The following is a 12,598-nucleotide window of genomic DNA, read 5'->3' as shown; positions in this document are numbered from 1 at the left end:
CCCCTCATCCGCCTGCCGGCACCTTCTCCCCGTATAGTGACGGGGAGAAGGGAGATGGCCGCACCCTCGGCGCTCGTTTGAAAATTGGCGAAACCGTCCATGACGGCGTCTTTCTCCCCGTCCCTATACGGGAGAAATGCCCGGCAGGGCAATGAGGGGCGGCGCCAGCGCCGCAATTTTGGGCTGATCGAGCAGCGTTGCCCTTATAGCCCTCGCAACAATCGTTCCAACTCTTCAGCATCCGTCACGACCGGCAAACACACCTGCCCAGTACACAACCATGCACCCGCCTCGTTGGTCGGCGGCAGGATTCCGCCAGGCAGCAAGGGTCGATTCGTACCCGTACCGATCGGCACGACAACGTCGACGCGGCGGGGGTCCGGACTTCGATTCGCAATCGGAACGAGCTTTGGATCGTCAAGCGCATCGACGATGACCAGTTTGAGTGGCTCGATCGCCAGCGCGCAGGCGTTGACGATGCCGGCCTGGCCATAGGCCTGGTGCGCCGCGCGGCCGGCGGCGTGCTCGGCAACTTGCCAGGCCCTTTCCTGCAGGTCGAGATTGCCGGTGACGGAGGCCAGCCGGACCAGTGCCTCGATGATCTGGCCGGTGGCGGAGGGAATGGCCTCGTCGACATCGCCGCGGATGCGGATCGGCACGTCGGTGCTGTCCGAGGCGGTCAGGTAATAACCTGTCTTTTCGGTATCGGCGTGCCAATGGTCGAGCTGCTCGATAAACTGGCCGGCCTGGTCGACATAGCTCCAATTCCCAGTGGCCTCGAACAGCGAGATCGCTGCGTTGGCCATGGCGGCATAGTCGCTGGACAAAGCAGGGAATAGTTTTCTGGCGCCGAGCATCGAATGCGGCAGACGGCCGTCGCGGCCGGCGGTGCTGATGTGGGCAAAGGCCTTTGCCGCCGCGTCGATCCAGTCGGGCCGCGCCAGCGACCGGCCGGCCTCTGCAAGCGCTGCGATCATCTGGCCGTTCCAGTCGGTGAGGGTCTTTGCGTCAAGACCGGGCCTGACCCGCTGTTCCCGCACGGTGAGGAGTTTCGCCTTGAGCGGGCCGATCTGTTCGCGATCGATCACATAGTGCGATTGTTGGGACAGGGTTTGGTGGACGACCGGCTTGCCTTCCCAACCGTGCGGGCTGGAGAGGATGAAGTGCTTGAAAAACAAAGCGGAATCGTCGCCGAGGGCGGCTTCTATCTCGTCTCGGCTCCAGGTGTAGAACAGCCCTTCCTCGCCGTCGCTGTCGGCATCGAGACTGGCGGCAAAGGCGCCGCCGTCGACGCGCATCTCGCGCAGCAGCCAGCCGATCGTCTCTTCGATTCGGACCCGGAACAACTCGTTGCCGCTTGCGACATGGGCCCAGTTGCAGAAGCGGATCAGCTGGGCATTGTCGTAGAGCATCTTTTCGAAATGCGGCACCAGCCATTCGGCATCGGTCGAGTAACGGCTGAGCCCGCCGCCGACATGGTCGTAGATGCCGCCGCTGACCATCTGTTCGAGGCTGTTGAGAACGTCGTCGCGATGGCTGGCGTTGCCGTCGCGCAGCCAGGACAGCCACAGCGTTTGCATGAACGGTGCATTGGGAAATTTCGGCGCGCCACGCAAGCCGCCCAGATCGCGGTCGATCATGCCGTCTATGCCCTTGGCAAGCTCAGCCAGCGTGTCGCGATCGAGCCCTGTTTTCGCGTGCGAGCCGGCGAGCCGTGCCTGGACATGTGTGGTCAGGCCGTCGGCGCTCTGGTTGAGGCTCGCCCGCTTCTCGCGCCAGGCCTTGTCCACCGCCTCCATCACCTGGATGAAACCGGGGCGGCCGTAGCGTGGCTCGCGCGGAAAGTAGGTGCCGCCCCAGAACGGCTTGCCGTCCGGCGTCAGGAACATGGTCAGCGGCCAGCCACCCTGCTCGCCCATCGAGGACAGCGCCGCCATATAGATCTGGTCGATGTCGGGGCGTTCCTCGCGGTCGACCTTGATATTGACGAACAGACGGTTCATGACGGCGGCGACACCATCGTCCTCGAAGCTTTCATGCGCCATGACGTGGCACCAGTGGCAGGCGGCATAGCCGACCGAGAGCAGGATCGGCCTGTCCAGCGCCTTCGCCTCCTCGAGCGAAGCCGGCGACCAGGCCCGCCAGTGGACGGGATTGCCGCTGTGCTGCTGCAAATAGGGGCTGGCTTCTTCAGCAAGCAGGTTTTGCGCGGGCAGCGTCACTGGGCAAACTCGGGTGCGATTGGCTGATGGGCGTAAAGCTAGGGCGGTTCGGTAGAGCGGGCAAATGATTTCAGGCGATTCCATCGTAGCGCTGTCGAGCGGCCGGCTGCCGGCCGGCGTCGCCGTCATCCGTATTTCCGGCCCACAAACTCGATTCGTTATCGAAACGATTGCCGGGGGTATGGTTAAAGACCGCGTCGCGGTCTTGCGCAGATTCACAGCGCCCGGCGGGTTGGTGCTCGACACCGGCCTGGTGGTTTTCTTTCCCGGTCCGGCCAGTTTTACGGGCGAGGATGTGGCGGAATTCCACGTTCATGGCGGACGCGCCGTGGTGGCCAGGATGCTGGAGACGATTACTGGTTTCGACGGCATCAGGCACGCGGAACCGGGCGAATTCACGCGCCGCGCCTTTCTCAACGGCAAGGTCGACCTGGTCGAGACCGAGGCGCTGGCGGATCTCGTCAACGCCGAAACCGAGGCGCAGCGGCGTTTTGCTGTCCAAAATGCCGAAGGCGCTCAGAGCGAACTCTATCTCGGCTGGCGTCGCCGACTGATCCACGCCCGTGCCATGATCGAGGCGGAGATCGATTTTGCCGATGAGGACGATGTCCCCGGTTCCGTTTCGGATACGGTTTGGTCCGATGTCAAAACTATGATCGGCGAGATCGACCGGCACATTGCCGGATTTCGCGCCGCCGAGATCATTCGCGACGGCTTCGAGGTCGTTATCCTTGGCGCGCCCAACGCCGGTAAGTCGAGTCTGTTCAACGCCCTGGCGCGGCGGGATGCCGCTATAGTAACGGATGAACCCGGCACGACGCGGGATCTGCTTGAAGTGACACTTGATCTCCAGGGGCTGCGGGTCCGGCTTACAGATACGGCCGGGCTGCGCGATGCGCCGGGGAAGGTCGAGGCGATCGGCATCGAGAAGGCCAGGGCCAAGGCGCATGGCGCCGATCTCTTGCTCTTGCTGCAGGACATCGCGAACCCAAGAGATGTCGGCGAGCTGCCGACTGTGGCGCCGACCGTGCGCGTCGGCACCAAGCTCGATCTGCTGGAAGACCGCGCGGCGAGTGACGCGACGAAGGATTACGACCTTGTCATTTCGGTAAAGAACGGGACGGGCGTCGAGGAACTGCTGGGGAAAATCGGCCGGCGGGCAGCGGATGCAGCCGGCAGCGTCGGCGATGTCCTGCCGTCGCGCCTGCGCCACGTCGAATTGCTCGGCGCAGCGAATAGCCACCTGCGTCGCGCAACCGACGGCCAGACTGTCGGGCAGGAATTGCGCGCCGAGGAGTTGCGGCTTGCAGCAGATCGTCTGGGCCGTATTGTCGGCGCCATTGACGTCGAGGACATGCTGGACGTGATTTTCTCACAGTTCTGCATTGGGAAATGACTCACGTGAAACGATGCGCTCTCGTAAAATGACTCAGTTTGTCGATGCAGAGATTTTGATGGACCGTTTGCGGAACGCCCCATCGCTTCGTCATCCCCGGGCGGAGCAAGGAGCGTAGCGACGCGGCGCAGACCCGAGGATCCATGCCGCGACTTCTGAGCGCGCGCCACGATGCAGAATTCTGATCCGCTGTACTCTTTGGCCAAGATCACGGCATGGAATCCTAGGGTCTCCGCGACGTCGCTTCGCTCCTGATTTGCCCTAGGATGACGAATGTTGCGAACGTTTGGGTAAGACCTTCGAGCAGCGGCAAGGTGCGACTCACGTGAAACATCGGTGCCCCGATGACTCACGTGAAACACACGCGATGGCGGTGCACGGCTGTTTCACGTGAAACGACTCGCGGAGTTTTCTTGACAGCCAAGCCTCGCGGGGACATGTGTCCCTCAATCATTCGAGTCTGGGAAGTTTGTGATGACCAATCACTATGATGTGGTTGTGGTGGGCGGCGGTCACGCGGGTTGCGAGGCGGCCAGCGCTGCCGCGCGCGCTGGTGCCAAGACCGCGCTGGTGACGCTGCGCTTTGATACGATCGGGGTCATGTCCTGCAATCCGGCGATCGGCGGGCTCGGCAAGGGCCACCTGGTGCGCGAGATCGATGCCATGGACGGCCTGATGGGGCGCGTGGCGGATGCGGCCGGCATTCAATTCCGCCTGCTCAACCGCCGCAAGGGTCCCGCCGTGCGCGGCCCTCGTACGCAGGCCGACCGGAAGCTTTATCGTCTTGCCATGCAGGAAGCGATTCGGCAGCAGAACGATCTCGACGTGGTCGAAGGCGAGGTGCTGGATTTTGAGATCGCCGATGGGCGAATCACGGCTGTTCTCCTGGCCGACGGCAGGCGGCTTGGCTGTGGTGCGGTCGTCCTGACGACCGGGACTTTTCTGCGCGGCCTCATTCATATTGGCGAGAAGAAGATTGTCGCCGGCCGCATGAACGAGCAGGCCAGCCTTGGGCTCTCGGCGACGATGGACCGCGCGGGCTTCAAGCTTGGACGGCTGAAGACCGGCACGCCGCCACGGCTCGACGGCCGGACCATCGACTGGGCGTCGCTGGAAAGCCAGGCCGCGGATGAGAATCCGGTGCCGTTCTCGCTGATGACCGACCGCATCACCACGCCGCAGATCGAGTGCGGCATCACCCGTACGACCACGGCCACGCATGAGTTGATCCGCGCCAATCTTGGCCGGTCGGCCATGTATTCCGGCTCGATCGAGGGCGTCGGGCCGCGTTATTGCCCGTCGATCGAGGACAAGATCGTCAAGTTCGGCGATAGGGACGGGCACCAGATCTTTCTGGAGCCGGAAGGGCTGGACGATGATACCGTCTATCCCAATGGGATTTCCACCTCGTTGCCCGAAGATGTGCAGCTCGATATATTGAAAACCATTCCGGGGCTGGAGCGCGCAATCATGCTGCAGCCCGGCTATGCCATCGAGTATGATCATGTCGATCCGCGCGAACTGCATCAGACGCTGGAGACGAAGCGCATCGGTGGTCTCTTCCTCGCCGGTCAGATCAACGGCACGACCGGCTATGAGGAAGCGGCCGGGCAAGGCTTGCTCGCAGGCCTCAATGCGGCGCGGCGGGCGGCGGGCAGCGAGCAGATCGTGCTCAGCCGCACCGAAGCCTATATTGGCGTGATGGTCGACGATTTGACCAGCCGCGGCATCAGCGAACCCTACCGGATGTTCACGTCACGGGCCGAGTTCCGGCTATCGCTGCGTGCCGACAATGCCGATGAGCGACTGACGCCTCTGGCTGCGAAACTGGGCATCGCCTCGGCACAGCGCATGCAGCGCTACGGGCAGGTCATGCAAAGCCTGGATGAGGCGCGGGATTTGGCGAAGTCGCTCGCCATGACGCCGAATGAGGCGGCGCGGCACGGGCTGGACATCAACCGGGATGGCGTGCGCCGGTCCGGCTATGAATTGCTTTCCTATCCCGACGTCGACGTCGCTTGGCTGGCTGGCGTCGATCCGCGCTTTGCGGCGATCGACGGCAAGACGGCGGAGCGCCTCGAGACGGAAGCGAAGTATTCTGTCTATCTTGATCGCCAGAAGACCGACGTGGCGCAGATCCGTCATGAGGAGAGCCGGCTGATCCCCGAGACGGTCGATTTCGCCGGAGTGCCGGGTCTGTCGAACGAGCTGAAGCAGAAGATGCAGGCGCGGCGGCCGCGCTCCATCGCCGATGCCCAGCGCATGGAAGGCATGACGCCGGCGGCGCTGGCGATCATTGTCGCGCATGTCCGCCATGCAGAGAGCGCCCAGCGCCTACAAAAGGATGTTGCGTGAGTAGTATTTCCCTAGGGAGCCTGCAGGACGCGGCAGGCCCGGTTTCACGTGAAACATTCGATCGGCTGGTGGCGTTCGAGCAGATGTTCCAGAAATGGAACCGCAGCATCAATCTGGTGGCGCAGTCGACGTCGGGCGATGTCTGGCAGCGCCATATCCTGGACAGCGCCCAACTCGGGCGCATAGAACCCGTTGCCACACGCTGGGTGGATCTCGGCTCGGGCGGCGGATTTCCAGGCCTTGTGATGGCCTTCCTGCTTGCCGAGCGCGACGGCGCCAGCATCGATCTGGTTGAAAGCAATCGCAAAAAGGCATCCTTCCTGCAGACCGTCGTCGGCCAGTTCAGCCTGCCGGCGCGGGTCGTGGCGCGCCGCATCGATGACAGCCATGCGCTGGTTTCGACGCCGCAAATCGTCACGGCGCGGGCGCTGGCTCCGCTTTCGACCTTGCTGGACCTGTCGGCGCCCTGGCTGATTTCGGGCGCGCGCGGCCTGTTCCACAAAGGCCGGGATTACCGCACCGAAGTGCAAGAAAGCGTTCACCGATGGTCCTTCGATCTGGTAGAACATCCAAGTGTGACCGACGTTGGCGGCGTCATCCTGGAATTGTCCAACCTGCGACCTGTCTGATCCGTCACTGACAGGCGATTTGGCGCCCAAAATGAATTTCTGGCATAAACCCATGATGAAGAATGGCCCCCGAATCATCACCGTAGCCAACCAGAAGGGCGGTGTCGGCAAGACGACGACCGCCATCAATCTGGCGACCGCGCTGGCTGCGATCGGCGAAAAGGTGCTGATCGTCGATCTCGATCCGCAGGGAAATGCCAGCACCGGTCTGGGCATCGACCGCAAGGACCGGACGGTGTCCTCCTATGACGTGCTGACCGGCGATCTGGAGCTGGAAGCCGCGGCCATCCCCACAGCCGTGCCGGGCCTGTCGATCGTGCCGTCGACGCTCGATCTGCTCGGCATCGAAATGGAGATCGCCTCCGCGCCCGACCGGGTGCTCAAGCTGCGCAACGCGCTGCGCGCCGCCACCGAGCGCGGCGCACCGTTCGGCTATGTGCTGATTGACTGCCCGCCATCGCTCAACCTTTTGACCTTGAATTCAATGGCTGCAGCCGATTCTGTTCTTGTGCCGCTGCAATGCGAGTTTTTCGCGCTAGAAGGTCTCAGCCAGTTGCTGGAGACGGTCGAGCAGGTGCGCCGCTCGATCAATCCGGATCTCACCATCCAGGGCATCGTGCTGACCATGTATGACGGCCGCAACAATCTCGCCAACCAGGTGGTGCAGGATGTGCGGGCGCATATGGGCGACAAGGTCTACGAGACCATCATCCCGCGCAATGTGCGGGTGTCCGAGGCGCCGTCCTATGGCAAGCCGGCGATCCTCTACGATTTGAAATGCTCGGGCAGCCAGGCCTATCTGCAACTGGCGTCGGAAGTGATCCGCCGCGAGCGCAAGTTACGTGCCGCTTGATGAGACCGGATGCATAGTTAAGAGCCGATTCGATACCGAAACGATCTGGAATAGCCAACTGGAATAAAGATGAGCGAAGACCTTTCGAGAAAGAGACTGGGCCGCGGACTGGCAGCGCTGATCGGCGAAATCGATCGCCCCGTCGCGCCGGAAAAGCCAGGCATGAGCGCCGACGGCAAGGTGCCGATCGAGTTCCTGACCCCCAATCCGAAAAATCCGCGCCGGCATTTCGGCGACGCCGAGCTGACCGACCTTGCCCAGTCGATCCGCGAGCATGGCGTCGTCCAGCCGGTGGTGGCGCGGCCTTCGCCGACGCAGGCCGGACGCTACGAGATCATCGCCGGCGAGCGGCGCTGGCGCGCGGCGCAGCGCGCCGGGCTGTCCGAGATCCCGGTCATCATCCGCGAGGTCAACGATCGCACCGCGCTCGAACTGGCGATCATCGAAAACGTCCAGCGCACCGACCTCAACGCGGTTGAGGAAGCACTTGGGTATCAGCAGCTGATCGACGAGCACGGCTACACCCAGGCCGATCTCGGCCAGGTGATCGGCAAAAGCCGCAGCCATGTCGCCAACACCCTCAGGCTCTTGAAGCTGCCGGATGTGATCCGCGACATGCTGGTCGACGGCGCGCTGTCGGCGGGCCATGCCCGCACGCTGGTGACGGCGGAAGATCCGGCCGGCCTTGCCAAGCGCATCGTCGAAGAAGGACTTTCGGTGCGCCAGGCCGAAGCGCTGGCGCAGATGCCGGCCGGCACCAGCAGCGCCAGGGAAGCCAGGCCGGCGCCAAGTCCTGACGAAAAGGACGCCGACACGCTGGCGCTGGAAAAACTGTTGACCGATACGATCGGCATGATCGTGTCGGTGGATCACAAGGGCAGAGGCGGCACGCTTCGGGTAGCCTATCGCTCGCTGGAGCAGCTCGATGAGTTGTGCAGGCGGCTGAAGCAGGAACGATAATTAGCCGGCGAATTATCTTCTGAATTGAGCATGGGCTGGCGATTGCCAGCCCTTCTCTTTTTCAGCGATGATGATTGGCGAAATCGGCGACGCCGCTAATCTCCCTCCTTGAGGGGGAGATGGCCGGCAGGCCAGAGGGGGTCGCCTCACACCAAGCGCCGGCGCCCTTGTGGAAACGAAGAGGAGGCCAGCGCTCCACGCGCAACGATCCCCTCTGTCGCCTTCGGCGACATCTCCCCCTTGAGGGGGGAGATCAGCCGCGCTGCGCCAACCGGCTACTCTCCACCGCAATCCCCAGCAGCGCCTGCCGTGCCAGCGCCACGGAAAGGTCCGGCCGCCGTCGTGTCTGCAACACCGCCGTCTGCAGCCGGGTCAACGCGCGGCCGAGCGCGTCGGTGCTCCAGCGCTCCAGTGCCTTCTCGACCAGCTTGCGCCTGGAGAAAAACACCGGCGGGCGGGCGGCGGCAACGACCGAGGCGGCGTTGCGGTTACCGGACTCCATCTGGCCGCGCATGATTTGGATCTGCTGCAACTGCCGCATCGCCGAAGACAGCACCAGGAAAGGCTGGCCGCCGGACTGGCAATGGCGGGTAAAGGCAGTGTCGAAGTCGCCGATCTTGCCTTCGAGAAGCGCGTCGACCGCGTCGTCGAAAGAGGCGCCGGAGACGTCGCCCGACATCGCCTTGACCTCCTCCAGCCCGATCTCGCTCTGGCCATGGGCGTAGAGCACGAGCTTCTCGATCTCGCCGCGCGAGGCCAGCCGGTCGCCGCCGAGATTGCGGCGCAGCGCCTGTCTCGCCTCCATGGTCATCGACATGCCGGCCTTGCTCAGTTCGGCGTCGATGACGCCGTCGATGTCGCGCGCTTCATCGGCATAGCAAGGCAGCGCCATGGCGTTGTCGGCCGCCTCGACGATGGCGCGCAATCCGACGCCTTTCTTGAGATCGCCGGCCTCGATGAGAATGATCGCATCGCGCGCAGGCTCCGCCGTCAGCGCCTTGACGTCGTCGGCCAATGCCTTCTGGCCGCTGGCATTGCGCACCCACAGCAGCCGCCGGTCGGAAAACATCGGCACGGTGCGGGCTTCGTCGAGCAGCCGGCCCTCGTCGCGGTCGACCTCCGAACCCTCCAGCCTGACCACCGAGAAGGGATCGTCGAGCGGCAGGCCGGTCTTGCCGGCAAACGCCTTCGCCCGCTCGGAGACGAGGCCGCGATCGGGGCCGTAAAGCAGGACGATCGAAATGCGCTGGTCCGGCTTCGCGAGCCAGCCGTCGACCTCGTACGCTTTCTTCTGTGCCATGGCGGGTTGGTTAGCATGATGCGGGCGTGGGGTGAACCGGGGTGTGCGTGATCTCCCCCCTCGAGGGGGAGATGGCCGGCAGGCCAAAGGGGGTCGGTTCGACTGGATGCGACATTCATGCGCCGAAAGAAGAAGTTAGCGCTCCATGCGCGGCGACCCCCTCTGTCGCCTTCGGCGACATCTCCCCCTCAAGGGGGGAGATTACGCTTCGCGCTTCCCCAATCACCTTATCTGCCGGCAAACCCGGCCCGACCTTCTCTCTAATTGCGCGCCGGCGCCCAACATCGACAAGAAATTTCGCCGACATATCTTCATCTTGGTGCGTGGGAGGCTGGATCGGCCGGCGCGGCCGGAACCGACGTCCGAAGGCTACCCGACGAATTCGCACTGGCCTGGCGGTGCAGATATGCAAATATCGGCACCAGGCAACATTGGAGGACAAAGGTCATGGCCGATGCTGGGATGTTGCGTTTTCACGTTCCGGAACCGGAAGTGCGGCCGGGCGGAACGCCCGATTTCTCCAATGTGCCGATCCCGAAGGCCGGCTCGGTGCCGCGCCCCGAAATCGATGTCGATCCGCGCACCATCCGCGATCATGCCTTCTCGATCATCCGCGTGCTGAACCGCACTGGCGAGGCCGTCGGTCCCTGGGCCGGACTGCTTTCAAGCGACGAGCTGCTGGCCGGCCTACGCCACATGATGACGCTGCGGACTTTCGATGCGCGCATGCAGATGGCGCAGCGGCAGGGCAAGACCTCGTTCTACATGCAGCATCTGGGCGAAGAGGCGGTGGCTTGCGCCTTCCGCAAGGCGCTGGCGCCGGGCGACATGAATTTCCCGACCTATCGCCAGGCAGGGCTGCTCATCGCCGACGGCTATCCCATGGTCACGATGATGAACCAGATCTATTCCAACGAGGCCGACCCGCTGAAAGGCCGGCAATTGCCGGTCATGTATTCGTCGAAGGAGCACGGCTTCTTCTCGATCTCCGGCAATCTGGCGACGCAGTACATCCAGGCGGTCGGCTGGGCGATGGCCTCGGCGATATCGAACGATTCGCGCATCGCAGCCGCCTGGATCGGCGACGGCTCGACGGCCGAATCCGATTTCCACTCGGCGCTGGTGTTCGCCTCGACCTACAAGGCACCGGTCGTGCTCAATGTGGTCAACAACCAGTGGGCGATCTCGACCTTTCAGGGCATTGCGCGCGGCGGCTCGGGCACATTCGCGGCAAGGGGGCTCGGCTTCGGCATCCCGTCGCTGCGCGTCGACGGCAACGACTATCTCGCCGTCCATGCGGTGGCCAAATGGGCGGCGGAGCGGGCGCGCAGCAATCTCGGGCCGACGCTAGTCGAATATGTCACCTACCGTGCCGGCGCGCATTCGAGCTCGGACGATCCGTCCGCTTACCGGCCGAAGACCGAATCTGACGCCTGGCCGCTCGGGGATCCGATCGTGCGGCTGAAGAACCATCTCATCGCGCTCGGCGTCTGGTCGGACGAGCGGCACGCGCAGGCCGAGGCGGAAATCCTCGACACGGTTATCGCGGCGCAGAAGGAAGCCGAAAGCCACGGCACGCTGCATGCCGGCGGCAAGCCGTCGACGCGCGACATGTTCGAGGGCCTCTACGCCGAGATGCCGCCGCATCTCAGACGCCAACGCCAGCAGGCGGGGGTCTGAGCCATGCCGAGACGGACCATGATCGAGGCCATTCGCGATGCCATGGACGTGTCGATGGGGCGCGACGACAAAGTCGTCGTGTTCGGCGAAGATGTCGGCTTCTTCGGCGGTGTCTTCCGCTGCACGCAGGGCCTGCAGGCCAAATACGGCAAGAGCCGCTGCTTCGACGCGCCGATCAACGAATCCGGCATTGTCGGCTCGGCCATCGGCATGGCCGCCTATGGGCTGAAGCCGTGCGTGGAGATTCAGTTTGCCGACTACATGTATCCGGCCTACGACCAGCTGACCCAGGAAGCGGCGCGGCTGCGCTATCGCTCGAACGGCGATTTCACCTGCCCGATCGTGGTGCGCATGCCGACCGGCGGCGGCATCTTCGGCGGCCAGACGCACAGCCAGAGCCCGGAAGCGCTGTTCACCCATGTGTCGGGGCTGAAGACAGTGGTGCCGTCCAACCCACACGACGCCAAGGGGCTCTTGATCGCGGCGATCGAAGACCCCGATCCGGTGATCTTCCTTGAGCCGAAGCGGCTCTACAATGGTCCGTTCGACGGCCATCACGACCGGCCGGTGACGCCGTGGTCGAAACATGAGCTCGGCGAGGTCGCCGACGGCCACTACACTGTGCCGCTCGGCAAGGCGGCGATCCGCCGGCCGGGTTCCGCCATCACGGTGCTCGCCTACGGCACCATGGTCTATGTCGCGCAGGCCGCGGCCGAGGAAACCGGCATCGATGCCGAGATCATCGATCTCAGGACGCTGCTGCCGCTTGATCTCGATACGATCGTCGCATCGGTGAAAAAGACCGGGCGCTGCGTCATCGTGCATGAGGCGACGCTGACGTCCGGCTTCGGCGCCGAACTGTCGGCGCTGGTGCAGGAAAACTGTTTTTATCACCTCGAAGCGCCGGTGGCGCGGGTCGCCGGCTGGGACACGCCCTATCCGCATGCGCAGGAGTGGGATTATTTCCCCGGTCCCGCCCGGGTCGGCCGTGCCCTGCTTGAAACCATGGGAGCCTGAGATGGGCGAACACATCATCAAGCTGCCCGATGTCGGCGAAGGTGTCGCCGAGGCCGAGCTGGTCGAATGGCACGTCAAGATCGGCGACATGGTGCGCGAGGACACTGTGCTTGCCGCCGTCATGACCGACAAGGCGACGGTCGAAATCCCATCGCCGGTCGATGGCGAAATCCTGTGGCTGGGCGC

At 63.8% G+C, this 12,598-nt stretch carries 10 protein-coding genes; 8 read left to right on the top strand and 2 right to left on the bottom strand.

Going from position 1 to position 12,598, the window contains the following annotated elements; translation table 11 throughout:
* Positions 1 to 203: 203 nt before the first annotated feature.
* Complete coding sequence (locus tag EOB59_RS30785; protein WP_128289987.1) at positions 204 to 2,222, bottom strand: thioredoxin domain-containing protein; 2,019 nt, start codon at positions 2,220 to 2,222, stop codon at positions 204 to 206.
* 64 nt (positions 2,223 to 2,286) lie between these two features.
* Here EOB59_RS30785 and mnmE point away from each other — a divergent pair, with 64 nt between their 5' ends.
* The 5 genes from mnmE (at position 2,287) to EOB59_RS30760 (ending at position 8,415) form a co-directional block, all read left to right on the top strand.
* A complete protein-coding gene (mnmE, locus tag EOB59_RS30780; protein ID WP_128289986.1) occupies positions 2,287 to 3,618 on the top strand; it encodes a tRNA uridine-5-carboxymethylaminomethyl(34) synthesis GTPase MnmE in 1,332 nt (443 codons plus the stop codon).
* 474 nt (positions 3,619 to 4,092) lie between these two features.
* Entirely contained in the window at positions 4,093 to 5,973 is a 1,881-nt protein-coding gene (mnmG, locus tag EOB59_RS30775) for a tRNA uridine-5-carboxymethylaminomethyl(34) synthesis enzyme MnmG (RefSeq protein ID WP_128289985.1), read from the top strand.
* Entirely contained in the window at positions 5,970 to 6,602 is a 633-nt protein-coding gene (rsmG, locus tag EOB59_RS30770) for a 16S rRNA (guanine(527)-N(7))-methyltransferase RsmG (protein ID WP_128289984.1), read from the top strand. Before mnmG ends, rsmG begins: the two co-directional genes overlap by 4 nt.
* 52 nt (positions 6,603 to 6,654) lie before the next feature.
* Positions 6,655 to 7,455, top strand: coding sequence for a ParA family protein (locus EOB59_RS30765; RefSeq protein WP_128289983.1), 801 nt, complete (start codon positions 6,655 to 6,657; stop codon positions 7,453 to 7,455).
* A gap of 69 nt (positions 7,456 to 7,524) precedes the next feature.
* A complete protein-coding gene (locus EOB59_RS30760) occupies positions 7,525 to 8,415 on the top strand; it encodes a ParB/RepB/Spo0J family partition protein (RefSeq protein ID WP_127808591.1) in 891 nt (296 codons plus the stop codon).
* 253 nt (positions 8,416 to 8,668) lie between these two features.
* Here the strand turns inward: EOB59_RS30760 and holA are convergent, their stop codons facing one another.
* Complete coding sequence (gene holA / locus EOB59_RS30750; protein ID WP_128289981.1) at positions 8,669 to 9,715, bottom strand: DNA polymerase III subunit delta; 1,047 nt, start codon at positions 9,713 to 9,715, stop codon at positions 8,669 to 8,671.
* A gap of 447 nt (positions 9,716 to 10,162) precedes the next feature.
* On the opposite strand from holA, the gene EOB59_RS30745 reads away from it, so the two are divergent.
* From EOB59_RS30745 to EOB59_RS30735, 3 genes are all read left to right on the top strand, one after another.
* Positions 10,163 to 11,395 (top strand): 3-methyl-2-oxobutanoate dehydrogenase (2-methylpropanoyl-transferring) subunit alpha, encoded by a 1,233-nt coding sequence (locus tag EOB59_RS30745; protein WP_128289980.1) that lies wholly within the window; start codon positions 10,163 to 10,165, stop codon positions 11,393 to 11,395.
* Positions 11,396 to 11,398: 3 nt separating this feature from the next.
* A complete protein-coding gene (locus EOB59_RS30740; RefSeq protein WP_127271317.1) occupies positions 11,399 to 12,412 on the top strand; it encodes an alpha-ketoacid dehydrogenase subunit beta in 1,014 nt (337 codons plus the stop codon).
* A 1-nt stretch (position 12,413) separates the two neighbouring features.
* Positions 12,414 to 12,598 (top strand): biotin/lipoyl-containing protein (locus EOB59_RS30735; RefSeq protein WP_348629063.1); only part of this gene is annotated, 185 nt, incomplete at its 3' end.

Source organism: Mesorhizobium sp. M7A.F.Ca.MR.176.00.0.0 (assembly GCF_004023165.1).
GTDB lineage: Bacteria > Pseudomonadota > Alphaproteobacteria > Rhizobiales > Rhizobiaceae > Mesorhizobium.
This window is presented reverse-complemented; position numbering and strand designations above follow the sequence as displayed.

Excerpts from the sequence above, each read along its gene's own strand:
- mnmE (WP_128289986.1), top strand. The coding sequence starts at position 2,287 with ATGATTTCAGGCGATTCCATCGTAGCGCTGTCGAGCGGCCGGCTGCCG.
- mnmG (WP_128289985.1), top strand. The coding sequence starts at position 4,093 with ATGACCAATCACTATGATGTGGTTGTGGTGGGCGGCGGTCACGCGGGT.
- EOB59_RS30765 (WP_128289983.1), top strand. The coding sequence starts at position 6,655 with ATGATGAAGAATGGCCCCCGAATCATCACCGTAGCCAACCAGAAGGGC.
- EOB59_RS30760 (WP_127808591.1), top strand. The coding sequence starts at position 7,525 with ATGAGCGAAGACCTTTCGAGAAAGAGACTGGGCCGCGGACTGGCAGCG.
- holA (WP_128289981.1), bottom strand. The coding sequence starts at position 9,715 with ATGGCACAGAAGAAAGCGTACGAGGTCGACGGCTGGCTCGCGAAGCCG.
- EOB59_RS30745 (WP_128289980.1), top strand. The coding sequence starts at position 10,163 with ATGGCCGATGCTGGGATGTTGCGTTTTCACGTTCCGGAACCGGAAGTG.
- EOB59_RS30740 (WP_127271317.1), top strand. The coding sequence starts at position 11,399 with ATGCCGAGACGGACCATGATCGAGGCCATTCGCGATGCCATGGACGTG.